The sequence below is a fragment of the Streptomyces panaciradicis genome, from assembly GCF_023516615.1.
Taxonomy (GTDB): domain Bacteria; phylum Actinomycetota; class Actinomycetes; order Streptomycetales; family Streptomycetaceae; genus Streptomyces; species Streptomyces panaciradicis.
Genome location: NZ_JAMGBF010000073.1, coordinates 1 through 25,793 on the forward strand (window position 1 = coordinate 1; position 25,793 = coordinate 25,793).

20 protein-coding genes are annotated in these 25,793 nt (G+C 73.1%); 11 read left to right on the top strand and 9 right to left on the bottom strand.

Translation table 11 applies throughout. The features are described 5' to 3' along the window. The 7 genes from iolD to M8J74_RS23725 form a co-directional block, all read left to right on the top strand. Positions 1–1,690: 3D-(3,5/4)-trihydroxycyclohexane-1,2-dione acylhydrolase (decyclizing) (gene iolD, locus M8J74_RS23695; protein WP_249838376.1), on the top strand; the 1,690-nt coding region annotated here is incomplete at its 5' end. Positions 1,691–1,704: 14 nt separating this feature from the next. After that, complete coding sequence (mmsA, locus tag M8J74_RS23700) at positions 1,705–3,207, top strand: CoA-acylating methylmalonate-semialdehyde dehydrogenase (RefSeq protein ID WP_249838377.1); 1,503 nt, start codon at positions 1,705–1,707, stop codon at positions 3,205–3,207. Between the two features lie 242 nt (positions 3,208–3,449). Continuing rightward, complete coding sequence (locus M8J74_RS23705) at positions 3,450–4,850, top strand: APC family permease (RefSeq protein WP_249838378.1); 1,401 nt, start codon at positions 3,450–3,452, stop codon at positions 4,848–4,850. A gap of 203 nt (positions 4,851–5,053) precedes the next feature. Beyond that, positions 5,054–7,777, top strand: coding sequence for a CocE/NonD family hydrolase (locus tag M8J74_RS23710; RefSeq protein ID WP_249838379.1), 2,724 nt, complete (start codon positions 5,054–5,056; stop codon positions 7,775–7,777). Beyond that, positions 7,774–8,646, top strand: a complete 873-nt coding sequence (locus tag M8J74_RS23715; RefSeq protein WP_249838380.1) for an ABC transporter permease — start codon at positions 7,774–7,776, stop codon at positions 8,644–8,646. The genes M8J74_RS23710 and M8J74_RS23715 overlap by 4 nt, the downstream gene beginning before the upstream one ends. 172 nt (positions 8,647–8,818) lie before the next feature. Then, positions 8,819–10,369, top strand: coding sequence for a vWA domain-containing protein (locus tag M8J74_RS23720; RefSeq protein WP_249838381.1), 1,551 nt, complete (start codon positions 8,819–8,821; stop codon positions 10,367–10,369). Between the two features lie 86 nt (positions 10,370–10,455). Beyond that, the gene (locus M8J74_RS23725; RefSeq protein ID WP_249838382.1) at positions 10,456–12,375 is read left to right on the top strand and encodes an AMP-dependent synthetase/ligase; all 1,920 of its coding nucleotides are present in this window, start codon (positions 10,456–10,458) and stop codon (positions 12,373–12,375) included. A 60-nt stretch (positions 12,376–12,435) separates the two neighbouring features. On the opposite strand, the gene M8J74_RS23730 is transcribed toward M8J74_RS23725, so the two are convergent. Further along, the gene (locus tag M8J74_RS23730; RefSeq protein ID WP_058925199.1) at positions 12,436–12,834 is read right to left on the bottom strand and encodes a rodlin; all 399 of its coding nucleotides are present in this window, start codon (positions 12,832–12,834) and stop codon (positions 12,436–12,438) included. Positions 12,835–13,073: 239 nt separating this feature from the next. Between M8J74_RS23730 and M8J74_RS23735 the strand changes: the two genes are divergently transcribed. From M8J74_RS23735 to M8J74_RS23745, 3 genes are all read left to right on the top strand, one after another. Next, positions 13,074–13,466 (top strand): rodlin, encoded by a 393-nt coding sequence (locus tag M8J74_RS23735; RefSeq protein WP_058925200.1) that lies wholly within the window; start codon positions 13,074–13,076, stop codon positions 13,464–13,466. 262 nt (positions 13,467–13,728) lie between these two features. Beyond that, a complete protein-coding gene (locus M8J74_RS23740; protein WP_249838383.1) occupies positions 13,729–13,956 on the top strand; it encodes a chaplin in 228 nt (75 codons plus the stop codon). Between the two features lie 105 nt (positions 13,957–14,061). Beyond that, positions 14,062–15,057: a chaplin gene (locus M8J74_RS23745; RefSeq protein WP_249838384.1), complete on the top strand. Its 996-nt coding sequence runs from the start codon at positions 14,062–14,064 to the stop codon at positions 15,055–15,057. Positions 15,058–15,126: 69 nt separating this feature from the next. Here the strand turns inward: M8J74_RS23745 and M8J74_RS23750 are convergent, their stop codons facing one another. Together M8J74_RS23750 and M8J74_RS23755 are read right to left on the bottom strand one after the other, a co-directional pair. Next, positions 15,127–16,413 carry an FAD-dependent oxidoreductase gene (locus M8J74_RS23750; protein ID WP_249838385.1) on the bottom strand — a complete coding sequence of 429 codons (1,287 nt, stop codon included), beginning with the start codon at positions 16,411–16,413 and terminating at the stop codon, positions 15,127–15,129. Then, entirely contained in the window at positions 16,413–17,690 is a 1,278-nt protein-coding gene (locus M8J74_RS23755) for a carboxylate--amine ligase (protein ID WP_249838386.1), read from the bottom strand. The genes M8J74_RS23750 and M8J74_RS23755 overlap by 1 nt, the downstream gene beginning before the upstream one ends. A 120-nt stretch (positions 17,691–17,810) precedes the next feature. Between M8J74_RS23755 and M8J74_RS23760 the strand changes: the two genes are divergently transcribed. Continuing rightward, positions 17,811–19,106 (top strand): glycoside hydrolase family 26 protein, encoded by a 1,296-nt coding sequence (locus M8J74_RS23760; RefSeq protein WP_249838387.1) that lies wholly within the window; start codon positions 17,811–17,813, stop codon positions 19,104–19,106. Positions 19,107–19,128: 22 nt separating this feature from the next. Here the strand turns inward: M8J74_RS23760 and M8J74_RS23765 are convergent, their stop codons facing one another. The 6 genes from M8J74_RS23765 to M8J74_RS23790 are packed head-to-tail and all read right to left on the bottom strand — an operon-like array spanning position 19,129 to position 25,793. Beyond that, a complete protein-coding gene (locus M8J74_RS23765) occupies positions 19,129–20,226 on the bottom strand; it encodes a GNAT family N-acetyltransferase (protein WP_249838388.1) in 1,098 nt (365 codons plus the stop codon). Then, on the bottom strand, positions 20,223–20,879 hold the full coding sequence (locus M8J74_RS23770; protein ID WP_249838389.1) for a YveK family protein: 657 nt from the start codon (positions 20,877–20,879) through the stop codon (positions 20,223–20,225). The genes M8J74_RS23765 and M8J74_RS23770 overlap by 4 nt, the downstream gene beginning before the upstream one ends. Further along, positions 20,876–22,021 carry a glycosyltransferase gene (locus tag M8J74_RS23775; protein WP_249838390.1) on the bottom strand — a complete coding sequence of 382 codons (1,146 nt, stop codon included), beginning with the start codon at positions 22,019–22,021 and terminating at the stop codon, positions 20,876–20,878. Before M8J74_RS23775 ends, M8J74_RS23770 begins: the two co-directional genes overlap by 4 nt. A 1-nt stretch (position 22,022) precedes the next feature. Continuing rightward, on the bottom strand, positions 22,023–22,817 hold the full coding sequence (locus M8J74_RS23780; protein WP_249838391.1) for a polysaccharide deacetylase family protein: 795 nt from the start codon (positions 22,815–22,817) through the stop codon (positions 22,023–22,025). After that, complete coding sequence (gene murJ / locus M8J74_RS23785) at positions 22,807–24,495, bottom strand: murein biosynthesis integral membrane protein MurJ (RefSeq protein WP_249838392.1); 1,689 nt, start codon at positions 24,493–24,495, stop codon at positions 22,807–22,809. Before murJ ends, M8J74_RS23780 begins: the two co-directional genes overlap by 11 nt. Beyond that, a complete protein-coding gene (locus tag M8J74_RS23790) occupies positions 24,492–25,793 on the bottom strand; it encodes an O-antigen ligase family protein (RefSeq protein WP_249838393.1) in 1,302 nt (433 codons plus the stop codon). The genes murJ and M8J74_RS23790 overlap by 4 nt, the downstream gene beginning before the upstream one ends.

The following is a 25,793-nucleotide window of genomic DNA, read 5'->3' on the forward strand; positions in this document are numbered from 1 at the left end:
ACAGGCCATGGTGCACGCGGCCGTCGGCTACGCCCGCCAGTCGGGCCGGCTGTCCACCCACGCGGTGACGACCTCCATCGGCCCGGGCGCCACCAACCTGGTCACCGGCGCCGCCCTTGCCACCATCAACCACCTTCCGGTCCTGCTGCTGCCCGGCGACACCTTCGCCGGCCGCCCCGCCGACCCGGTCCTGCAACAGCTCGAAGTCCCCTTCGCGGGCGATGTGTCGGTCAACGACTGCCTGCGCCCGGTGTCGAGGTACTTCGACAGAATCACCCGCCCCGAGGCGCTGATCCCGTCCGCCCTGAACGCCATGCGCGTGCTGACCGACCCCGTCGAGACCGGCGCCGTCACCCTGGCCCTGCCGCAGGACGTGCAGGCCGAGGCGTACGACTGGCCCGAGGAGTTCTTCGCCGAGCGCACCTGGGTCGTACGGCGTCCGGGCGCCGATCCGACCGAGCTCGCCGAGGCCGTGACCGCGATCAGGAACGCGCGCAGGCCGCTGGTGATCGCCGGCGGCGGCGTCCACCACAGCCGCGCCGAGGCGGCGCTCGCCGAGTTCGCGCAGAGCACCGGCATACCGGTCGCCTCCACCCAGGCCGGCAAGGGCTCCCTGCGCCACGACCACCCGCAGGACGTCGGCGGGGTCGGCCACACCGGCACCGCCACCGCGGACGAACTCGCCCGCACCGCCGACCTGGTGATCGGCGTCGGCACCCGCTACACCGACTTCACCACCGCCTCCGGCACCCTCTTCACCGGTGCGGGAGTGCGCTTCCTGAACGTCAACATCGCGCCCTTCGACGGCCACAAGCTCGCCGGCCTGCCGCTGATCGCGGACGCCCGCTCGGGCCTGCAGGAGCTGACCCAGGCGCTGGGGATGCACGGCCACCGGGTCGCCGCCTCCTACCTCGCCGAGTACACCGAGGACAAGGAGCGCTGGGAGCAGCGCGTCGACGCCTGCTACGAGGCCGAGGAGCCGGACGTACGGCCGACCCAGCCCCAGGTGCTGGGCGCGCTGGACGCGATCGTCGACGAGTCGGACATCGTGATCAACGCGGCCGGCTCCCTCCCCGGCGACCTGCACAAGCTGTGGCGGGCCCGCTCACGGGACCAGTACCACGTGGAGTACGGCTACTCCTGCATGGGCTACGAGATCCCGGCCGCGATCGGGGTGAAACTGGCGGCGCCCGACCGCCCCGTGTGGGCGCTGGTCGGCGACGGCACCTACCTGATGATGCCGACGGAGATCGTGACGGCCGTGCAGGAGGGCATCGCGATCAAGGTCGTGCTGATCCAGAACCACGGGTACGCCTCCATCGGCGGCCTGTCCGAGTCGGTGGGCGGCGAGCGGTTCGGCACGGCGTACCGCCACCGTTCGCCTGCCGACGGTTCCTTCACGGGCGCCCCGCTGCCCGTCGACCTCGCCGCCAACGCGGCCAGCCTGGGCATGCGCGTGCTGCGCGCCAAGACGGTGAGCGACCTCAGGGACGCGCTCGCCGAGGCCCGGGCCGCCGACACTCCCACATGTGTCTACGTCGAGACCCAAACGGCAGACACAGTGTCGGGCGCGCCTCCGGCGCAGGCCTGGTGGGATGTTCCTGTGGCCGAGACCGCGACCAGGCCGTCGGCGGTCAAGGCACGTGAGCTGTACGAACGGCACGTCTCCACCCGACGCCGCCATCTGTGAAGGAGTAACTGGGCATGACGAAGATCGTCAACCACTGGATCGGCGGCAAGACCGCCGAGGGCACGTCGGGGAACTACGGCCCGGTCACCGACCCCGCGACCGGCGCGGTGACGACGAAGGTCGCCTTCGCCTCGGTCGACGAGGTGGACGCGGCGGTCGCCGCCGCCAAGGACGCCTACCTGTCCTGGGGCCAGTCCTCGCTGGCCAGGCGCACCGAGATCCTCTTCCGCTTCCGCGCCCTGCTGGACGCCAACCGGGACGCGATCGCGGAGCTGATCACCGCCGAGCACGGCAAGGTCCACTCCGACGCGCTCGGCGAGGTGGCCCGCGGCCTGGAGATCGTCGACCTCGCGTGCGGCATCAACGTCCAGCTCAAGGGTGAGCTGTCGACGCAGGTCGCCAGCCGCGTGGACGTCTCCTCGATCCGCCAGCCGCTGGGCGTGGTCGCCGGCATCACGCCGTTCAACTTCCCGGCGATGGTGCCGATGTGGATGTTCCCCCTCGCCATCGCCTGCGGCAACACCTTCGTGCTCAAGCCGAGCGAGAAGGACCCCTCGGCCTCGATCAAGATCGCCGAGCTGCTGGCCGAGGCCGGTCTGCCCGACGGCGTCTTCAACGTCGTCCACGGCGACAAGGTGGCCGTCGACCGCCTCCTGGAGCACCCGGACGTCAAGGCCGTCTCCTTCGTCGGCTCGACCCCCATCGCCCGCTACATCCACACCACCGCCTCCGCCAACGGCAAGCGCGTGCAGGCCCTGGGCGGCGCCAAGAACCACATGCTGGTCCTCCCGGACGCCGACCTCGACGCCGCCGCCGACGCGGCCGTCTCCGCCGCCTACGGCTCCGCGGGCGAGCGCTGCATGGCCATCTCCGCGGTCGTCGCGGTCGGCGCGATCGGCGACGAGCTCGTGGAGAAGATCCGCGAGCGCGCCGAGAAGATCAAGATCGGTCCCGGCAACGACCCGGCCTCCGAGATGGGCCCGCTGATCACCAAGGTCCACCGCGACAAGGTGGCCTCCTACGTCTCCGGCGCCGCCGCCGAGGGCTGCGAGGTCGTCCTGGACGGCACCGGCCACACGGTCGAGGGCTTCGAGGACGGCCACTGGATCGGCATCTCCCTGCTGGACAAGGTGCCCACCTCGGCGAAGGCGTACCAGGACGAGATCTTCGGCCCGGTGCTGTGCGTCCTGCGCGTGGACACCTACGACGAGGGCGTGGCCCTCATCAACGACTCGCCGTTCGGCAACGGCACCGCGATCTTCACCCGGGACGGCGGCGCCGCCCGCCGCTTCCAGCTGGAGATCGAGGCCGGCATGGTCGGCGTGAACGTCCCGATCCCGGTCCCCGTCGGCTACCACTCCTTCGGCGGCTGGAAGGACTCCCTCTTCGGAGACCACCACATCTACGGCAACGACGGCACGCACTTCTACACCCGCGGCAAGGTCGTCACCACCCGCTGGCCCGACCCGGCCGACGCCCCCGCCGGCGTCGACCTCGGCTTCCCGCGCAACCACTGACCGAGGCGCCCGGGGCCGTCCGCACTGCGGACGGCCCCGTTTTTTTGTCCGCGCGCGCTGCGGTTCCCGTACGGGCCAAATTCGGTGACCAGCCGGAGCGGACTGATGTATTCGGGCCCCTGGTAGTGATCGATCAACGGATTCCGTAGGTAAACACCTATTGACGCGCTGGTTTTCGTCGGGGTTCCATGCACCAACCCCAGCCGCCGGAGGAATCCGCGCCAGTCGATCGGAACCGCTTCATGACCGACACGCTCCGCCCTGTCGACACCGCCGTCCCCGAGGCAACGGACGGCAATCCCAAGGCGCTCAAGCGCTCCATCGGGGTCGTCGGCGGAACCCTCCTCACCCTCTCCTGCGTCACCCCGGCCTCCACCCTCTTCGTCGTCGTCCCGGACCTGTTCGGCACCCTCGGCACCGCCACCGCCCTGACGATCGCCATCGGCTCCCTCCTCTGTATCGCCGTGGCGTTCTGCTACTCCGAGCTGGGCACCCTCATCCCCAGCGCGGGCGGCGAGTACGCGATGGTCTCGACGATGGCCGGGCGGCTCGCGGGCTGGCTGGTCTTCGTCCTGTCGCTGCTGGTGGTGATGATCGTCCCGCCGGTGATCGCCATGGGCACCGCGGACTACCTCGCCCCGGTCGTCCACCTCGACCCCTCGATCGCAGGCGCCGGCGTGATGCTGCTGGCCACCCTCGCCGGTCTGCTCGACCTGCGCGCCAACGCCTGGATCACCGGCATCTTCCTGGTCCTGGAGGTCATCGCGGCGGCCGTCGTGGCGGTCCTGGGCTTCGCCCACAGCGAGCGCGGCGCGGGCAGCCTGGTGTCGATGCAGGTGGCCGACGCGCACGGGCACACCGACACCGTCACGGCGATGCTGGTCGTCTCGGGCCTCGCGATCGCCCTCTTCGTCACCCAGGGCTTCTCGACCGCGGTCTACCTCTCCGAGGAGCTGGAGCACCCGCGCCGCAACGTCGCCCGTACGGTCCTCGCCACCCTCGCCATCTCGACGGTGATCATCCTGGTCCCGGTCGCGGCGATCACCATGGGCGCCTCGAACATCGCCGAGCTGAGCGGCGGCGACATCAGCTCCATGGTCACCGCCTGGTCCAACTCCGCGGTCGGCACCTTCGTCAGCCTCTGCGTGGCCCTCGCGATCATCAACGCGGGCATCGTCATGGTCATCCAGAACTCCCGTGTCCTGTTCGCCTCGGCCCGCGACAAGGCCTGGCCCACCCCGGTCAACACCGCCTTCTCCCGGCTCGGCCGCTTCGGCTCCCCCTGGGTCGCCACCCTCGCCGTCGGCGTCCCCGGCGCCCTGCTCTGCTTCGTCAACCTCGACACCCTGTACGGCGTCACGGGCGTCTCGGTGACCGGCATGTACCTCCTGGTCGCCGTCGCCACCCTGCTCTCCCGCCGCGGCTCCCACCAGCACACCCCGGCCTGGCGGATGCCCCTGTGGCCTGCGATGCCGGTCCTGCTGATCGTGGTCCTGGCGTACATCCTGACCCAGCAGGAGACGAGCTACCTGCTGTGGACCGGCGGCATCACGGCGGCGGCCACCCTGTACTGGGCCTTCTACCTCCGCCCCCGCAAGGACACCCGCTGGCTGGTCTCCATCCCGGAGGACGCCCGGATCTGACCGCCCCGCAGGGGCCGGTCAGGGGCGCGGGGAACTGCGCGACCAGCCCCCACACACCCGCACCCGGCGAACCACCGGGCATCCTGAGCCGGTAGCCGTACAGCACCTGCGGTACAGCTGATCGCCCCGTACTCCTACGGGATGGCCCACGGTTCCCACCGAGGTCTGCTCCAACTGTCAGAGACACCTCGTACCGTTGACGCATGGATCTTCGACCGCCCCGCCTGCGAGGCCTGCTGCGAACCCCCCGGCGGGCCCTCGCCGCCGGGGCGGCCGTCGTCGTCCTCGCGGGCGCGGGGACATGGACGGCCGCCGCCTCGGACGACACGTCCCCGGTGCACCGCTCGGACCGGGTCATGTCGATGGACGGCGTCCGCATCGACACCTCGTACTTCACCTCCGGCCCGAGCGGCCGCAGGCCGGCCGTGCTGCTGGCGCACGGCTTCGGCGGCAGCAAGGACGATGTACGCAAGCAGGCCGAGGACCTGGCCAAAGACGGATACGCGGTCCTCACCTGGTCCGCCCGCGGCTTCGGCCGCTCCACCGGCAAGATCGGCCTGAACGACCCCCGGGGCGAGGTCGCCGACGTCTCCCGGCTGATCGACTGGCTGGCGAAGCAGCCCCAGGTGCGGCTCGACAAGGCGGGCGACCCGCGCGTGGGCGTCGCCGGCGCCTCCTACGGCGGCGCGATCGCCCTGCTCGCCGCCGCCCACGACCACCGCGTGGACGCCATCGCCCCGTCCATCACGTACTGGAACCTCGCGGACGCCCTGTTCCCGAACGGCGTGTTCAAGAAGCTGTGGGCCGGCATCTTCGTCAACTCGGGCGGCGGCTGCGACAAGTTCCAGGCCGACCTGTGCCGGATGTACCAGCGCGTCGCCGAGTCGGGCAGGCCCGACGCCCAGGCCCGCGCCCTGCTGCAGTCCCGCTCCCCGTCCGCCGTCGGCGACCGCATCAAGGTGCCCACCCTGCTGCTGCAGGGCCAGACCGACTCCCTCTTCCCGCTCGGCCAGGCCGACGCCGCCGCGAAGGCGATCAAGGCCAACGGCGCCCCCGTCGACGTCGACTGGATCGCGGGCGGACACGACGGCGGCGACCTGGAGACCGCCCGCGTCCAGTCCCGCGTGCGGACCTGGTTCGACCGCTACCTCAAGGACGAGCGGGGCACCGACACCGGCCCGGCCTTCCGCGTCACCCGCACCGGAGGCGTCGACTCCACCGACGGCGCGGCCCAGCTGCGTGGCGCGACCGACGACACCTACCCCGGCCTGGAGAGCGGCCGGCGCTCCGTCGCCCTGCGCGGCACCGAGCAGAGCTTCGACAACCCGGCCGGCTCCAGCCCGCCCGGCGTCTCCGCCCTGCCGGGCCTCGGCGGCGCGGGCGGCCTCGCCCAGCTGTCCTCCCTCGGTGTCGGCGTCTCCCTCGACTTCCCCGGCCAGTTCGCGCGGTTCGAGTCGGCGCCGGTCCGCAGCGGCCTGCGCGTCACCGGATCGCCGACGGTCACCGTCCACGTGAAGTCGACCAGCGACGACGCCGTCCTGTTCGCCAAGGTGTACGACGTAGGACCGGGCGGCGGCACCCCCGTGCTGCCCTCCCAACTCGTCACTCCCGTCCGGGTCCAGGGCGCGAAGTCCGGCAAGGACGTCACGATCACCCTCCCGGCCATCGACCACGAGTTCGAGCAGGGGCACCGGCTGCGCCTGGTCCTCGCCTCCACGGACCTCGGCTACGCCTCCCCGGCCGCCCCGGCGAAGTACACCGTCTCCCTCGCCGGCGACCTGCAGGTGCCGACCGCCCCCGGCGTGACGACCGCGGCCGCCCCCCTGCCGTCCTGGGTGTGGTGGCTGCCGCTGACCGGCGCCCTGATCGCCCTGACCCTCCTGATCACCAGCCGCCGCCGCACGACCGCGGCCCCGCCCCCCGACCCGGAGCTGGCCGACGTCCCGCTCCAGATCACGGACCTGAGCAAGCGGTACGCCAGGTCCGCGGACCGCTACGCCGTCCGCGACCTGTCCTTCCGCGTGGAGAAGGGCCAGGTCCTCGGACTCCTCGGCCCGAACGGCGCGGGCAAGACGACGACCCTGCGCATGCTGATGGGCCTGATCAGGCCGGACGGCGGCGAGATCCGCGTCTTCGGGCACGCGATCCGCCCCGGTGCCCCGGTGCTGTCCAGGGTCGGCGCGTTCGTCGAGGGCGCGGGCTTCCTGCCGCACCTCTCCGGCCGCGAGAACCTGGAGCTGTACTGGCGGGCGACCGGCCGCCCGGCCGAGGACGCCCACATGGAGGAGGCCCTGGAGATCGCGGGCCTGGGCGACGCGCTCGCCCGCGCCGTGCGCACCTACTCCCAGGGCATGCGCCAGCGCCTGGCCATCGCCCAGGCCATGCTGGGCCTGCCGGACCTGCTGATCCTCGACGAGCCCACCAACGGCCTCGACCCGCCGCAGATCCGCGAGATGCGCGAGGTGATGATCCGCTACGCGGCCGCCGGCCGCACGGTGATCGTCTCCAGCCACCTCCTGGCGGAGGTCGAGCAGTCGTGCACCCACCTGGTGGTCATGGACCGCGGCCGCCTGATCCAGGCGGGCCCGGTGAGCGAGATCGTCGGCACGGGCGACACCCTGCTGGTAGGCCTGGCATCCGACATCACGGACCCTGTCCTGGAAAAGGTCACGGCCCTGCCGGGCGTGGAGTCGGCAACCCGAACCGACGGCGGCTTGCTGGTAAGGCTGGCACCAACGCCGCCAAGGGGCGCGGGGAACTGCGCGACCAGCCCCCACGGCGCCGCACCCGACGAACAACGAACACCCCCCTCCACCTCCGCCGACCTCCTCGTCGAACTGGTTCGCCTGGAAGTCCCCGTCGCCTCCCTCGGCCCCCACCGCCGCCTGGAAGACGCCTTCCTCACCCTGATCGGAGGCAACGCATGAGCACGCTCACCGAGCCCACGGCGGAAGCCGAAACCGCCTCCGGTTACCGCGCCGCCCGCACCCTGCCCCTCCGGGTGGAGCTGGTACGCCAGCTGAAGCGGCGCCGGACCCTGGTCATGTTCGGCATCCTGGCCGCGCTGCCGTTCGTGCTGGTGATCGCGTTCGCGATCGGCGGCACCCCGGGCGAGCGCAACGGCCAGGTGACGCTGATGGACACGGCCACCGCGTCCGGCGCCAACTTCGCCGCCGTCAACCTCTTCGTGTCGGCCGGCTTCCTGCTGGTCATCCCGGTCGCCCTGTTCTGCGGGGACACGGTCGCCTCGGAGGCCGGCTGGTCCTCCCTGCGCTACCTGCTCGCCGCCCCCGTGCCACGGGCCCGTCTGCTGTGGTCCAAGCTCGTCGTGGGACTCGGGCTCAGTCTGGCCGCGATGGTCCTGCTGCCCGTGATCGCGCTGGCCGTCGGCACCGCCGCCTACGGCTGGGGCCCGCTGCAGATCCCGACCGGCGGCTCGCTGGACTCCGGCACGGCCGCGCAGCGCCTGCTGGTGGTCGTGGCGTACATCTTCCTGTCCCAACTGGTCACCGCGGGGCTGGCGTTCTGGCTGTCCACGAAGACCGACGCCCCGCTGGGCGCGGTCGGCGGCGCGGTGGGCCTGACCATCGTGGGCAACGTCCTGGACGCCGTGACCGCACTCGGTCACTGGCGCGACTTCCTGCCCGCGCACTGGCAGTTCGCCTGGGCGGACGCCGTCCAGCCGCACCCCGAGTGGTCCGGCATGATCCAGGGCACGGCGATTTCCATAACGTACGCCCTGGTGCTGTTCGCCCTGGCCTTCCGGGGTTTCGCCCGCAAGGACGTGGTCTCCTAGGTCAACGGAGGATCTCCCACCGGTCTCGGCGGACCATGATCGTGGCCGCTTCGAGATCCATCCGCAACGAACGGTCACGCACGTTCCGGCCCCCCGCGCCGTCACAGTCACAGAGAGTCCGGGGCTTCGCCCGGGCCTCGGAGACGGCTAACGCCAAAGGGGGGCACGGAAGATGGAGCACCGGCACCGGACACCACGGCAGGGCACGGCACCCGGCCGCACCCGGCGGCTGCGGGCCGCCCTCCTCGCCCTCACGGCGACGGGCGGCCTGCTGCTGACGGCGTGCAGCGCGAGCGAGAACCACCGGTCGAGCGCGGACGGCTCGTACCACTCCGGAGGTCTCCCCGCCCCGTACGGCACCGGCGCCGACGGCAGCCGGAGCGTGACCTCGGACGAGAGCCGCTCCCCGTCGGCCGGCCACCTGTCCACCTTCGCCCTGGACGTCGACACCGCCTCCTACGGCTACGCCCGCCGGGTCCTCGACGAGGGCGGGCTGCCCGACCCCTCGCAGGTCCGCCCCGAGGAGTTCGTCAACAGCTTCCGCCAGGACTACGAGCGCCCGGACGGCAACGGCTTCACGGTCTCCGTCGACGGCGCGCACACCGACAGGACCGACTGGTCCCTCGTCCGCGTCGGCCTCGCCACCCGCGCCGCCCACACCGACGACCGTCCGCCCGCCGCCCTGACCTTCGTCGTCGACGTCTCCGGCTCCATGGGCGAACCGGGCCGCCTCGACCTCGCCAAGCGCTCCCTGGCCGAGATGACCGACCGGCTGCGCGACGGCGACTCGGTCGCCCTGGTCACCTTCAGCGACGAGGCACGGACGGTCCTGCCCATGACCCGCCTCGCCGGCCACCGCGGCAAGGTCCACGACGCCATCGACGAACTGGAGACACAGGACTCCACCAACCTCGGCGCCGGCGTCGAGAAGGGCTACGCCACCGCCACCGAGGGCCTGCGCGAGGGCGCCACCAACCGGGTCGTCCTCGTCTCCGACGGCCTGGCCAACACCGGCGACACCGACCCGGACTCCATCCTCGAACGCATCTCCCGCGAACGCCGCGACCACGGCATCACCCTCTTCGGCGTCGGCGTCGGCAGCGACTACGGCGACGCCCTGATGGAACGCCTCGCCGACAAGGGCGACGGCCACACCGCCTACGTCTCCGGCGACGAGGACGCCCGCAAGGTCTTCGTCGAACAGCTCCCGCAGAACGTCGACCTCACCGCCCGCGACGCCAAGGCCCAGGTGGCCTTCGACCCCGAGAACGTCGCCGAGTTCCACCTCGTCGGCTACGAGGACCGCAAGGTCGCCGACGAGGACTTCCGCGACGACAACGTCGACGGCGGCGAGGTCGGCCCCGGCCACACGGTCACCGCCCTCTACGCCGTCCGTACCCGGCCCGGCGCCGACGGCCACCTCGCCACCGCGAGCGTCCGCTGGCTCGACCCGCGCACCCGCGCCCCGCACGAGGAGTCCGGACAGCTGGAGACCGGCGCCCTGCACGACGACCTGTGGACCGCCCCGCCCCGCCTCCAGGTCACCGCGGTCGCCGCCTACTTCGCCGACGCCCTGCGCACCCGCGACACGACCGACGACCTGCCCGGCAACCCCGGCCTCGACCGGCTCGGCGAACGCGCCCACGCACTGGCGGACGCCACCGAGGACCAGGACGTCCGCCACCTTGCGCGGGCCATCGACGAGGCCGGCCGCCTGAAGTGACGCCGGGGGAAAGGGAGCGGGCCCCCTTGACCTTTCCTTACTCGCGAGTAAGTTGACCTCCCAGTCCGACTCGACGGGGAGCCGCCATGGGCGTACGCAAGGATCTGAAGCGGGCCAGACAGCGCACCGACCTGGCCGCCCGCATCAGGGTCGAGGTCGTCAGGGACGACAGCGGCGTGGTGCGCGAGGCCCGCACCGCGCCGCTGGCCGCACCCACCACCACCGGCAGCATCGCCGACCTGCCCTTCACCAACGCGGCCGAGGCCCCCGACGCCGTCGTCCTGCGCCGCCGCGGCCCGGACACCTGGCAGCCGGTCACCGCGGCGGCCTTCGCCCGCGAAGTCACCGCCGCCGCCAAGGGGTTGATCGCCGCCGGCCTGGAACCGGGCGGCCGGGTCGCCGTGATGTCCCGCACCCGCTACGAGTGGACGGTCCTGGACTTCGCGATCTGGGCGGCCGGCGGCCAGACCGTCCCGGTCTACGCCACCTCCTCGGCCGACCAGGTCGACTGGATCGTCCGCGACTCCGGCGCCCGGTTCGCGGTCACGGAGACCGCGCAGAACACGGCCACGGTGACGACCGGCACCGCCGGGCACGAAACCCCGCCCCGCGTGTGGGAGCTGGACGCCGGTGCCCTCGCCGACCTCACCGCACTCGGCCGGGACGTCCCGGACGAGGAGGTCACCAAGCGCCGAACGGCCCTCACTCCCGACGCCGTCGCGACCATCTGCTACACCTCCGGCACCACCGGCCGGCCCAAGGGCTGCGTCCTCACCCACGCCAACCTGCACGCCGAGGCCGCCAACACGGTCGAACTGCTCCACCCGATCTTCAAGGAGGTCACCCACCAGACGGCCTCCACCCTGCTCTTCCTGCCCCTCGCGCACATCCTCGGCCGCACCCTGCAGATCGCCTGCCTGATGGCCCGCATCGAGATCGGCCACTGCTCGAGCATCAAGCCCGACGAACTGCGCCCCGCCCTCAAGGAGTTCCGACCCACCTTCCTCGTCGGCGTCCCGTACCTCTTCGAGAAGATCCACGACACCGGCCGGGCCACCGCCGAGAAGCTCGGCCGGGGTGCCTCCTTCGACCGCGCGGACCGCGTCGGCGTCCGCTTCGGGGAGGCGTACCTGGACAGGTTCCTCGGCCGCGGCAAGGGCCCGGGCCCCGCCCTCTACGCCGCCTGGGCGCTGTACGACCTCCTGGTCTACCGCCGCGTCCGCAAGGAGCTCGGCGGCCGGATGCGCTACGCCATCAGCGGCGGCTCCCCGCTCGACCGCAACCTCAACCTGTTCTTCTACGCCGCCGGGATCATCGTCTACGAGGGCTACGGCCTGACGGAGACCAGCGCGGCCGCCACCATCGTGCCCCCGCTCAGACCCCGCCCCGGCACCGTCGGCCAGCCCGTCCCCGGCACGGCGGTCCGTATCGCCGACGACGGCGAGGTGCTCATCAAGGGCGGCATCGTCTTCGGCTCGTACTGGAACAACCGGGCGGCGACCGACGCCGTGCTGCGCGACGAGTGGTTCGCCACCGGCGACCTCGGCTCCCTCGACGAGGACGGCTACCTCACCATCACCGGCCGCAAGAAGGACATCCTCGTCACCTCCGGCGGCAAGAACGTCTCACCGGCCGTGCTGGAGGACCGGATGCGCAGCCGCCCGCCGGTCGGCCAGTGCATCGTCGTCGGCGACAACCGGCCCTTCGTCGCCGCCCTCGTCACCCTGGACCCCGAGGCGGTCGCCCACTGGCTGTCCGTCCGCAGGCTGCCCGCCGACACCCCGATGTCCGAGGTGGTCCGCGACCCGCGGGTCCGCGCCGCCGTGCAAAGGGCCGTCGACTACGCCAACGAGGCCGTCTCCCGCGCCGAGTCGATCCGGGCGTTCACCCTGGTCGACGGCGAGTTCACCGAGGAGAACGGGATGCTCACCCCGTCCCTGAAGGTCAAGCGGCACGCCGTGCAGGCGGCCTACGGGGACGCCATCGAGGAGCTGTACCGGCGCTGACACGCCGAAGGGGCCGCCGAGAAGCTCGGCGGCCCCCAGGACCTCGACCGGAACCGCTGATCAGCGGCCGCCCTCCTGGGCGCTGGACAGGATCGACACGTCCTCCAGCAGGTGGGCCAGCGCACCGTCGCGCTTGGCCTGCGTCGAGTTCTCCGCGCACTGCTGGGTCTGCTGGTCCGACAGGATCGGCACGTCCTGGACGTTGACGACCTGCAGCACACCGATGGGCAGGTCGCTGACCGCGATGCAGGGCTTGTTGAACGACCCCTGGATCAGAGCCATCTGCGGGCTCATGTTCCCGTAGGTGCTGGAGTTGCCGAAGCTCTGCCAGGAACCGTTGCCGTTCGCCGCGGTCGGGCCCTTGTCGTTGCCGATCGCGAGTGCCTGCGGAGCCGCGGCGGCGGAGGCACCCACGGCGGACGCGGCGATGGCCGCGGTGGCAACAATCTTCTTGATCACTGGCCAGTCCTTTCTGAGGAAGCCCCGTGGACCGGAGCGTTCTGGTCAACTGCCCGCGTGCGTGAGGGTTTCTCCCATTCACTCCTACGGCCGACACGCGAGCCCCCGCGGAACCCCGGTGTCCACGGGGCACCGGCGAGTGCGACAGGGCCAATTGAGTGAATGCCCGCAACCATTCCTCACAGGCCCGGTTGATGTGGCCGTAGGGCATTGCGTCGCTACGAGGAAAGGAACGCGAAGTGCTCAAGAAGGCAATGGCCGCCGCCGCGGCCGCCGCTTCTGTCGTCGGGATGTCGGTGGCGGCAGCTCCGACGGCGCTTGCCATCGGCAACGACAACGGACCGACCGTCGCGAACGGTAACGGCGCCACGTCGTCGTTCGGCAACTCGGCGACCAAGGGTGACATGAGCCCGCAGCTGTCGCTGGTCGAGGGCACGCTCAACAAGCCGTGCCTCGGCCTGAGCGACACCAACGTCGGCGTCCTGCAGATCGTCAACGTCCAGGACGTGCCGATCCTGTCGGACCAGCTCACCCAGCAGTGCTCCGACAACTCCACCCAGTCCAAGCGGGACGGCGCGCTGTCGCACGTCCTGGAGGACCTGTCGGTTCTTTCGGCCCAGGGCGAGTCGTAAGCCTCTTCCGGCCAACCGGACGGCCCGCGGTTTCCTCCGCGGGCCGTCCGGGCTTTTTTCCACCTTGTTCACCAGGTGATCGAAAGGGAAACGTGTGATGGTCCGGGGCAATCGAGTGAATTCCCCCGCGCCACGCGTTCCGTAGTTTCTCCTTCGGCTATTCCTCGTTCTACAGCCTGCAGGTCATGGCGCGAGCCGTTCCGGCTGTGCTCGCTCGGCCACAGGCCGACAAAGGGGCATGACCGCAGAGAAGGGAAATCTCATGAAGAAGACCGCCGCTGTCGTCGCGGGCATGATCATGGCCCTCGGCGTGGCCGCTCCGGCCTTCGCGGACGCCGGAGCCGAGGGCGCCGCCATCGGTTCCCCGGGCGTCCTCTCCGGCAACGTGATCCAGGTTCCGATCCACGTGCCGATCAACGTGTGCGGCAACACCGTGAACGTCATCGCCGCGCTGAACCCGGCGTTCGGCAACCACTGCATGAACGACTGATCACGTAACGCCGCAGCCGTACCGGCTGTGTCATGGCCGGCCCCGGACCGCTTCCACGTTCCGAGGCCGGCTTTTCCCACTTCTCCAAGCAGGAAGACAACGAGATTGCGACAGACCCTGAGTAGGGGAATGGTCGCGGCCGCCGCCGCGACAAGCATTCTGTCCCTGTGCAGCAGCCCTGTCTTCGCCGACACGCACACGACCGGCGGTGCCAAGGATTCCGCCGGCGTCGCGTCCGGCAACGGCGTCGCGGCCCCCGTCGAGGTACCGCTGAACGCCTGCGGCGACTCCGTCGACGTGGCCGCCGCCCTCAACCCGGCCTTCGGCAACTCCTGTGCCGGCGCCACCGGTTCGGGCAAGCACCGCGCGCACGGCCACGGCGGCCACCACGGCGCCGGCGACTCCGGTTACGGCGACGACTCCGGGTACGGCGGGGGCGGGGGCGGGGGCGGCGGGTACGGCGACCAGACGCCTCCCGGCGACCACCAGTCTTCACCGCCCTGCGACCACGACACGCCGCCGCCCGGGGACCACCACACCCCGCCGCCCGGCGACCACCACACGCCACCTCCCGGGGACCACCACACGCCCCCTCCCGGGGACCACCACACCCCGCCGCCCGGTGGGGATCACACGCCGCCTCCCGGTGGTGGCGGTGGCACGCCCCCCGGTGGCGACCACACCCCGCCCCCCGGCGACCACCACACCCCGCCTCCCGGGGACCACCACACCCCGCCGCCCGGTGGGGATCACACGCCGCCTCCCGGTGGTGGCGGTGGCACGCCCCCCGGTGGCGACCACACCCCGCCCCCCGGCGACCACCACACGCCGCCTCCCGGCGGTGACCACACGCCGCCTCCCGGCGGTGGTGGGAGCACGCCTCCGCCCGGTGGGGATCACACGCCGCCGTCCGGTGGTGGTGGGGGCACTCCGCCCGGTGACCACCACACGCCGCCGCCCGGCGGCGGTGGCCACACGCCTCCGCCTCAGCTGCCGCACACCGGTGCCCAGGCCATGCTGGCCGCCTCGGGCGCCAGCGCGGCGATGATCGCGGGCGGCGTCATCCTGTACCGCCGGGGCCGGGCCGCCTCGCGCCGGTAGTGCGCCGGGTGCCGGACAGGCAACGTCCGGCACCCGCGCTCCGGCCGCACAGCGGCCCGTCGGGGGTGGTCAGCGGCGCGCGCCCGCCGGCGCCTCGCTGCGGCCACCCCTGCCGGGAGCGGGGATCGCCGCGCCCGCGCTCCCGGCCCGCAACCGGCGCCGTACACCCCGTACGAGGGTCTCCGCCGTGTACGTCGCTCCCTGGACGAAGCGCATCGCCGGGCCGAAGTCCGGTGCGGTGATCAGGCCGGCCAGGAAGAGGCCGGGGTGGGAGGACTCGAAGCCGGAGGTCACCCGCGGCGAGCCGCAAGCCGTCCTGGTGAGAGTGGTGCGCAGGTCGGGGGAGAGAAGGGCCAGGCGGTCGCACGTGGCGGTGAAGCCCGTGGCCGCGATGACGTGGTCGGTCTCCAGGGACCGCACCACTGCCGAACCCTCGGCACCGCCCCGGTGGACCACCTCCAGGCGCACCCCCGCCCCGTCGTTCACCGACCGCGCCGCCGTGATCTCGTGGCCCGGCAGGACCTCCACCGCCCCTTCCACCCGCTCCCGTACCCACCACGCGCCCGCCGGGCCGAGGGCGGTCTCGGTGATGCGGATCCGGGTCCGTTCGGGCAGGCGGTGCAGCAGGCCGGGGCGTTCGGCGTAGAACCAGTTCCGCCAGCCGCAGCCCAGGCCGCTGTGCGGGGCACGGGCCGACTGCCACCACGGGCGCTGCCAGGGCGGTGGCACGTCGTTCCAGGCAAGGCGGTCGGCGCGCGCCAGCACCCGTACCCGGGTGCCCTGTTCCGCGAGCAGGGCCGCCGTCTCCAGGGCCGCCTGGCCACCGCCGACGACCGTGACGTCCCGGTCGCGGAACCGGGCGAGGTCGTCGTGGTCGACGCTGTGCGAGACCAGGGACGCGGGCAGGCCGCGCAGGGCCGGCGGGATCTCCGTGAAGGGTGTCACGCCGACCGCCAGGGCGACCGTGCGGGCCGGCAGCACCTGTCCGTCCTGCGTCACCGCCTCGAAGCCGCCGGGGCAGGCGGAAACGCGGGTCACCGTGCGCTCGTCGACCTCCGGCACGGCCCGCTGCGCGAACCACAGGCCGTACGCGGCGAACATCTCCACCGGGATCGGCTCCCCGTGCCGGGCCGTGACCCCCTGGCTCGCGCAGTATCCGTCCAGGCGCCAACGGCCGGACGGGTCCGAGAGATTGGACGCCCACGGCTCCGACTTGAGGAACATGCCGCGGGGCATGTGGTCACGCCAGGAGGCCATGGGTCGGCCGAGGACACGCAGCCGCAGTCCGGCGGCCGCGGCGTGGGACGCGATGGACAGGCCGTAGGGCCCGGCGCCCACCACCAGCAGGTCGTACATCAGCAACTGCTCGCTTTCTCGTCGTCGGAGACGTCGTCGCGGAGGTCATCGCGGACGTCGGCGGGTGCGGGTGCGGGTGCGGGCAGGGGCGCGGGTGCCTCGGGGCCGCGGACGCGAGCCAGCAGCCGGCCCGCCACATGCCGGCCCCACAGGCCCCACAGCGCCCTGCCGGGCCCCGGGTCGTCGTACGCGTGCCAGGCCAGTTCGCGTCCGGCCGGAGCGGGCCGCAGGGCGTTCAGGGGGGCGTAGTTCTCCACCACGAACTCCCTTCCCGGCAGCGGCAGTCCGTCCGGCAGCGGACGGTGGGTCAGATCCAGGTGCAGGGCGCGGACCACGTCCAGTCCGGCCGAGTCGGTGAACAGCCGGAACTGCGCGCCGGGGCGCGGGTTGAAGTCGAGGAGGTGGTAACGCCCCGTGGCGCCGCAGCGGCGGAAGTCGAGGTCGAGGATGCCCCGGTAGCCCAGTTCGGCGCCCAGCCGTTCGGCGAGCAGCTGCACCTGCGGGTTCGGCGTCCAGCTGCCGACCGCCGTCAGCCCGGCCCCGCGCGGCCAGGCCAGCGACTTCACGCCGGGGCCTCCGCCGCGCACGGTCCCGGACCGGTCGGCGTAGCCGTGGAAGAACCAGTCCCGGTCGGGCCCCGGAGGCAGGAACGCCTGCAGCAGCAGCCGGCTGCCGGCCTCCGCGCTGCGCAGGTACAGCTCCCCGGCCTCCTGTGCCGAGCGGAGCACGACCGTGCTGCGCAGCCCGGCGCCGGTGGGCACGAGCCAGGGCCGGCTCCACTTGGCGACCACCGGCAGTCCCAGTCCCCAGGCGGCGCGCACCGCGTGGGCGGCGCTCTCCGGGACGACCGTCTCCGGGTGCGGGACGCCCACGGACGCGCACAGCGCGGCCAGTTCCGCCTTGTCGGCGACGCGTTCGGGAAGCGTGGCCGGCTGCTGCGGCAGCAGATAGGCGGGGGCCAGCTCCTCGCGCAGCCGGCTCACCGCGACGGCGCTCGCGTCGTCCATCGCGATCAGCACGGCGGGACGCGCGATTCCGGCGGCGATCCGGCGCAGCACGACGGCGATGTCACCGAGGGACGCGCCGGGCGGTGGCGGCGGATGCATCCGCCGTACGAAACGGGAGGTGCGCACCGGACTTCCGGTGGAATCCGCGACGAGATGGACCTCGACTCCCGCCCTGCCGAGCGAGCGAACGGCCCCCAGCGTTCCGTGATGAAAGGGATTCCGGTCGATCCGCAGCAGAACCGCGGGGACTCGGGTGTCGAGCAGCGACACGGGCATTTCCTTCGGTCGTTTCACTCGGGCGGGCGATCGGTGCACTCGAAAGCCGTAATGAGGTGGCGAACTTCATATTTTCGTGACTGAGTGTCAGGTATCGGAGAGAAAGGAGCAGGCATGTCCTCACAGCAGCGACGGGCCCGTCTGCGACGGTTGGCGGTCATCACGGTGACGGCCGCCGCGTCGGCCGCCCTGGCGGCGGGGCCGGGATGCGCGGCGGGGACGGCACGGGTCACCGGCCCGCCCGCTCCGGCGCCCACGACCGGCCCGCTCGCCCCTCCGGTCCCGGCCACCCCGGCCGCCCCGGTCACACCGGCCCCGGCGACCCCGGGCACACCGGCCAAGGCCACTCCCACCACACCGGCCCCGACGTATGCCCCTTCCTTCGGCGCCTTTCTCGACTCCGGTCCGCAGGGCGTGGCCCGGATCGCCGATCTCAGCCGCTGGCTGGGCGGGGCCGACCTGCGCGTCGGGCACACCTACCTGCCCGGTGACCGCTGGTCCAACATCGAGGGCGCCCACGGCTTCCTCGACGCCTGGGCGGACTGGCGCGCGCAGAAGGCCGACCGGATGCTCGTGCTCAACGTGCCGATGATGGAGCGCAACGAGAACGACGTCTCCGACGAGGAGGTGCGGCTGCTGCTGCGCCGGGCCTCGACGGGCCAGTACGACCACCACTTCCGCGCGCTCGCCGAGCGGCTGGTCGCGCTGAAGGCGCCGGACACGGTCATCGTGCTCGGCTGGGAGATGAACGGCACCACCTACACCCACCGCTGCGGGCCCGACCCGCAGGCGTGGAAGGCCTACTGGAACCGGATCGTCGCCACCATGCGCGCGGTGCCGGGGCAGAAATTCCGTTTCGACTTCGCGCCCAGCCGCGGCCGGGACGCCGTTCCCTGGACCGAGTGCTATCCCGGGGACGACACCGTCGACATCATCGGAATGGACTCGTACGACCAGCCGCGCGGAATGCCTTTCGAGCAGCAGGTGAAAGAGCCGTACGGCCTGCAGGCACAGGTGGACTTCGCCAAGGCCCACAAGAAACCCATCTCCTATCCGGAGTGGGGGCTTTTCCGCAACGGCGACAATGCCGCGTACATGCGGGACATGCTCGCCTGGATGGACACGCACAAGCCGCTGTACAACACGGTCACCGACTACTGCCCGCACGGCGTCTGGCAGTGCGCCGACAACCCCATGTCCTCGGAGGTCTACCGGTCCGTGCTCTCCGGCCGCACCGGCGAGCCGACCCCGCAGCCGACCGGGCCCACCACGCCGGCCCCCACACCCACACCGACCCCGAAACCCACCCCCAACCCCAGCTGTTCGCCGCTCAACCTGGGCGACTGGGTCGAGTACTGGCTCGGCGGGAAGCTGTGCCTGCGCCTGGACTGGTGGTCGCGCACCCGGTGAACCCCGGCGGGCGGCGGGTCGGTCACGGCCCGTCGCCACCGCGCTCCCTCCACCGTCGCACCACGTCCTTGCCCCGCCGCCGGGCCGCCACGTCGCACAGGGCCGCCGACAGCAGCGGGGCGGTACGCCGCCGGGCGAGCAACAGCCGCTGGTTGCCGACCTGTTCGGGGCGCCAGTGGCGTTTGTACGGCTCGTCGCCGCGCAGCAGGCTCAGCGTGTCCCGTCCGCCGTCGCACGCCTGCTCGGCGCACGCGTCGAGCAGCATCACCGCCACGTCCGCCTTGCGTTCGCGCAGGCACGGATGGGCGCCGTAGAGATAGCCGCCCGCGAGCCGCCCGGACAGCAGGGTCAGATCGACGGCCACCACGTCGTCCTCCAGCCGGAACTCGGTGACCACCGCGTCCCCGGACTCGACCATCGCCCCCACCGACCGCACCAGGTGCTCGCGGAAGCGGGGGCGCAGGTGCTCACCCGTCACCTTGCGGCCCTGCCACTGCAGCCGGTGCAGTTCGACGAGCCGGCGCAGCGCCTTGTCCACCTCGCCGGGCGGTACGACGTGCCGTTCGACGCCGAGCGCGGCGAGCTTGCGCAGCTTGGCCCGCACCCGCTGGGCCTTCGCCGAGGGCAGCCGGGCGACCAGTTCGTCCATCGGTACGGCGGGCAGCTCCAGGCACAGCGAGTCGTCCACCCGGCGGCGCGGGCCGCCCCAGCGGGCGTACACCTGCTCGGCGGCGGCTCCGGGCCGCACCTCGCGCAGGTCGATCAGCGCGGTGCGGGCGGCCGACCAGAGCGCTTCGGTCAGCGCGCCCACCGCCTCCTCGCCGCGTGCGTCGTCCACCAGCACGTCCCCGTAGTCGGAGATCGCGCCGCCGAGCGGCACGAGCGCCGGCACCGGCCGCCGTACCCGCATCAGCGGGGCGACGGCGACGAGGTCGCGGCCGTCGCGGACCAGCAGCAGGCGCAGCCGGCCGGGGCGGCCGTAGGACAGCCACCACGAGTGCAGCCAGGCGTGGCTCTGGAACGGGGTGGCCGCCGCGCACCCGCGGTACAACCGGCCCCACTGCGGGCCCAGTTCGGCGAACGCGGGTTCGTCGGTGACGACCTCCACGGAGTACTTCACAGCTGTCCGTGGACATCGGCGGCGGGGGCCGGGCTCGGTACGGAGGCCGGCCGCCCGGGTGCGTCCGTGGTCCGCCGGGGCCGGACCAGCAGCGCCAGGCCGCCCAGCAGGCCGCCCGCGCTGGCTCCCACGAGACCCGTCACGCCGGGGGAGGCCGAGGACGGCTCGGTGGGTTTGACGGCGCGGGCGAACTGGCGCAGCTCCACGTCGGTGTCGGCCTTGGAGTCGTTGGCGTGCCGGGTCAGCGCCCGCGAGACGGCGTCGGCCATGTCGGCGGCGAGTTCGGGGCGCGAGGAGGTCGCCGTGATCGCCACCATCGGCGCGTCCGGCGAAGTCTCCGCCTGCACGCTCGACTTCAGCGTCTGCACCGGCACGCCCGCCCATACCTGGGCGTCCCCGAGCACCGCGAGCTGCGTGGCGACCCGTCCGTAGGCCTGCGCGAAGCCGAGCGCGGTCGCGGAGTCGGACTTCTGCGTCGGTACGGCGACGACATAGCTCGTGGCCGTGTACGTCGGCGTCCTGACCAGGCCGTACGTGCCGCCGAGCAGGCCGCCGGCGACGACGCCGGCCGCGAGCAGGGACCAGGCCGGCAGCGAGCCGGCCCGGGTGTGGGCGGGGGACGTGCGGCGGGGGCCGCTGGGGTTCTCGGTCATGAGGAACTGACTCCGTGAGGTGACGGGGGTGAGGAGTGGGCCGCCGCGTAGACGTCCATGAGCCGTGCTGCGCTGCGGGTGATGCTGTAGTGGTGGGCGGCCTCGGGCGCGGTGCGCGGGCGCGGGCCCTCGGCGCGGGCCGCGGCCAGGGCCCGGGCGAAGGCCTCGGCGTCGCCGGTCACCCGGTGGGCGGCCGGGGCGGTGTGCGAGGGGAGGTCCTCGATCGCCGGGCAGGAGGCGTAGCGGACGGGCAGCCCGGAGGCCAGCGCCTCCACGACCGCCAGACCGAAGGCCTCCTCCGGGGAGGGCGAGGCGAGCAGGTCCATCGCGAAGGTGAGCGACGGCAGGTCCGGGCCGGGGGAGCCGTCGGCGACGTAGGGCCGTTCGCCGGTGAACAGGACGCGGTCCGCCACCCCGGCCTCGTGCGCGGTGCGCCGCAGGACGTGCTCCTCGGGCCCGCCGCCGACCAGTAGCAGCCAGCAGCTGTCCGGCAGGTGCGCGAGGGCGTGGATGAGCACGTCGAACCGCTTGGCCCCGGTGAGCCGGCCGATGCCGCCGACGACGTAGGCGTCCTCCGGCAGGCCCAGCCGCTGCCGGGTGCGCAGCCGCTGGGCTTCGTCGAAGCGGAAGCGGGTCAGGTCGATGCCGTTGGGGACGACCTCGATGCGCGGCGCGGGCACCCCCCAGCGCCTGAGCCGCTCGGCGACCGTGGGGGAGACGGCGACCGTGGACCGGCCCAGCCGCTCGCTGGCCAGGTACAGCGCGCGGACGCCCGCGGTGAGCCTGCGCCCCTCCATCTGCGTGTCGCCGAGGGAGTGCTCGGTGGCGACGATCGCCCGGACGCCCGCGAGACGCGCGGCGAGACGGCCGTAGACGCAGGCCCGGTAGAGGTGGGTGTGCACGAGGTCGTAGCGGCCCCGGCGGATCAGCCGGACCAGGCGGGGCAGGGCGCCGAGGTCGCGGTTGCCGGCCATGCCGAGGTGGGTGACGCGTACCCCGTCCGCGGTGAGCCCGTCGGCGACGGCGCCCGGGTTGGTCAGGGTCACGACGTCGCTGTCGACGGGCAGGTGGCGCAGCAGAAGGCGCAGTTGCTGCTCGGCTCCGCCGACGCCGAGGCCGGTGATGACATGCAGGCTCCGCATGTCACAGGCCCTCTGCGGGACGGCGGCGCAGCCGGTGCAGCCGGTGTTTGAGGAGGAGGCGTACGGCGTTGTCCTCCTGCCCGATGTGCAGGCGGGGCAGGGCGAGCGGACCGGTGAGCGGGCCCGGGTCGATGGCGCAGGCGTAGCGGTACCCGGCGTCCCCGACGGCGTCGACGGCCCGCTGGTCCACCGAGCCGTAGGGGTAGCAGAAGCCGTCGACGGGGGCGCCGAGCAGGTCCTCCAGCAGGGCCCGGCTCTCGACGGCCTCCGCCTTCACCCGGACGTCGTCCGCCCTGGTCAGGTCGGTGTGCGTCAGTCCGTGCGAGCCGATCTCGATGCCCGCCGCGGCCGCCTGACGGATGCCGTCCGCCGTCAGCAGCGGCTTGCGCGGGCCGAGCGGGTCCCAGGCGTTGTCGCCGCCGAGCCGGCCCGGCAGCACGAACAGGGTGGCGCCGAACCCCAGGCGGAGCAGCGCCGGCAGGGCGTCGGTGAGGAAGTCGGCGTAGCCGTCGTCGAAGGTGAGCCCGACCAGGCCGCCGCCCCGGCCGCGGGCGCGGGCGGCCAGCAGGTCGGCCACGGACACGCCCCGCAGTCCGCGCCCGGCCATCCACCGCAGCTGCCGCTCGAACCGTTCGGGAGTGACCGTGACGCGGTACGGGTCGTCCGAGCGGTCGCCCACCGAGTGGTACATCGCCACCCAGGGGACGGGTTCTTGACGGCGTGCCGTGCGAGTGGAGCCGGCGGCCGGGTGCGGGGCCCTCGGTGCCGTACGGGTGCGGTCGGAGTCAGCGGCCATGGGGGAGCCTTCGGGTGACGGCACGGGTGGCGGCCCGTACGGAACGGAGTGCGGATGCGCAGCCCTGGTCGCCCAGGGCCAGGCCGAGCAGCAGGAACACGGCGCCCACCGTCGCCGCCCCGGCCACGAGTGCCGGCAGCGGCGCCGGGACCAGGCTCGCGACGAGCCGGCCCGCCGGTGCCGCGACGGCGGCCGCGGCCAGCGGGCGGCCGATCTCGGCGAGCACCGTGCGGACGCGCACCGGGACGCCGCGGCGGCCGCCCCGGTGTGTCGAGCCCATGCCGGCGAGGAGCAGGGCGGCGGTCACCGTGATGCCGGCGGCGTTGGCGGCGGCGATCCCGGACACCCCCCAGGGGCCCACCGCCCAGGCGCCGCACCACGAGGTGACGACGATGCCGCCGGTCATCGCGCAGACCGGGTACCAGGTGGCGCGGCCCGCCGAGAAGTAGGAGCGGATCAGCACGCCGACCAGCGTCTGGCCGAGCAACCCGAGGGTGTACACGCGCATCACGCCGGCGGTCGCCGCCGTGTCGCGCGCGGTGAACGCCCCGCGCTGGAAGAGGACTTCGATGATCTGCGGGGCGCAGGCGATCACCGTGGCCGCGCCGAGCAGCACCATGCACGCGGCGAGCGCCAGATCCCGCTCCACGCGGCCGCGGGCCCGTTCGGTGTCGCCGTCGGCCAGCGCCCGCGCGACCACCGGGAAGGTGACCGTGCACAGCATCAGCGACAGCGTCATCGGGATCTGGGCCACCTTCTGCGCGTAGTTCAGGTGCGAGATGGCCCCCGCCGGGAGGGTGGAGGCGAGGAAGCGCTCGACGAGGACCTGGGACTGTCGGCACAGCGCGAAGAGCAGGACGCTGGCCACCAGCGCCAGCGGCACCGCCCGCTCCGGATCCTCGACGCGCTCCCGCGGCCCGACCGGCCCACGCCGCAACTGCCGCCACAAAGCGGGCAGTTGGACGGCCACCATCAGCGCCCCGCCCACCGCGACACCCGCGGCGGCCGAACGCACCCCGAAGCGGCCGCCCAGCGCGAACATCGCCGCGATGATGCCGGTGTTGTACGCCACGTAGATCGCGCCCGGCATCAGGAAGCGCCGGTGCGCCCGCAGCATCGCGCTGCAGTACCCGGCGAGCCCGAAGCTCAGCACGCAGGTCGCGGTCAGCCGGGTGCAGTCCACGGCGAGAGCGGGATGCGGCAGGCCCGGCGCCAGGGCCTCCACGAGGTAGGGGGCGGCCGCGACGAGCAGCGCCGACGCGGCGGCGAAGCAGAGGGCGAGCCGGGGCAGGGTGGCGGCGACCAGCTCGCGCACCGGGTCCCCCGGCGCACCCCGCGCCCGCCTGGACAGGGCCAGGCTGAACGCGGGGATCAGCGCGAAGGCCAGCCCGTCCTCGATGAGCAGCGTGGCCGCGAACTCCGGCACGGTCCACGCCACCAGGAAGGCGTCCGTCGCGCTGCCCGCCCCGAACAGCCGGGCCAGCGACTGGTCCCGCACCAGCCCGAGCAGCGCCCCGGCGATGGACAGGGCGGCGGTCACGGCGGTGGCCTTGGCGAGGAAACGCCGTGAGACGGGCGCCAGTTCGGCCTGTTCCGCGGGCCGGGTCCGCGCCGCGGGTACGGTCACCGCGTCCTCGGCGCCGGAGGTCCCCGCGCCCGGGGAAGGCGTCACCGTCATGCGGCGGGCACCTCTCGGGAACCGTTCAGCGCCCACCACGCCATCACCCCGAAGCACACGGCCGTCAGCACCGTCGAGGGCCCGCCGATGTCCGCGTACGCGAAGTCGGTCAGCTGCCACACCAGCAGCCCGCAGCCGACGAGCGCGCAGTCGAGCCCCGGCCCGTGCCGGCGCACCCGCGCCAGCCCCCGCAGCCCGCACACCAGCAGCGCCAGCCAGCTGCCCACCAGGGCGAGAAGCCCGATCAGGCCCTGCTCGGCCAGGACGAGGAAGTACATGTTGTGCGGGGACAGCAGGGGCTGCTTGCGGAAGGCGGCGCCCGCGCCCTCGGTGTCGCTGCCCGCGGACAGCGCCAGCGAGGCGTGCGCGTCACGATGCTCGGGGAAGCCCTTCAACCCGACGCCCGTAAGCGGCCGTTCACGCCACATGTCGGCGGCCGCCGCCCACATGGTGTACCGGTCGGTCACGGACTGGTCGGGCGCGTCGGTGACCTGCGTGATGCTGTCGACCCGCTCCTGCAGCTGCGTCGACCCGACGCCGAAGCCGCCCACCAGGATCACGCCGACGGCGACCGCGGCGGCCCCCACGGCCAGCGCCCGCCGCAGCCCGGCCAGCACCAGCTGCGCCGAGCAGGTCACGGCCGTGGCGATCCACGCGCCCCGGCTGAACGACAGCGCGAGTGGCACGAGAAGCGCGAGCGCGCAGCCGGCGGCGATCATCCTCTGGCGTAAGGGCGTGCGCCCGAGAGCCAGGCCCAGCGCGCACACCAGGCCGAAGGAGACCACCGTCGCCATCCCCATCACGTCGGTCACCCCGAAGGTGCCGACGGCCCGGATGTCGCGGCCCTGGTAGGAGGCGCCGGTGCCGGTCAGGTACTGGTGCACCCCGATCGCGCCCTCCCAGCCGGCGAGGGCCACCAGCGCCCAGGCCAGCAGCCGGAAGTCGCGCCGGTCCCTGACGAGCAGCAGCACGGCCGCCGGGACGAGCACGAAGACCTGCAGATAGCGGCCGAGGCCGGCGAGCCCGGCCGACGCCGTGGACGCCCCCGTCGCCGCGACGGCCAGCCCCACCACGGGCAGCCCGAGGATCACCGCCGCCCGACGCGACAGGGGCCGCCGCCGCTCCCGCAGCAGCCGGACCACGCAGTACAGCACCACCAGGCCCGACACCGCGTCGGCCGGTCCGGCACCGCCCTCGGCGGTCGGTGACACCGGCAGCGCCAGCAGGGCCACGACGGCCAGGACCGGCAGCACCGGGGAGAGCCGCCCCGCCCGGGGCAGGGTCAGCGCGTGACTCAT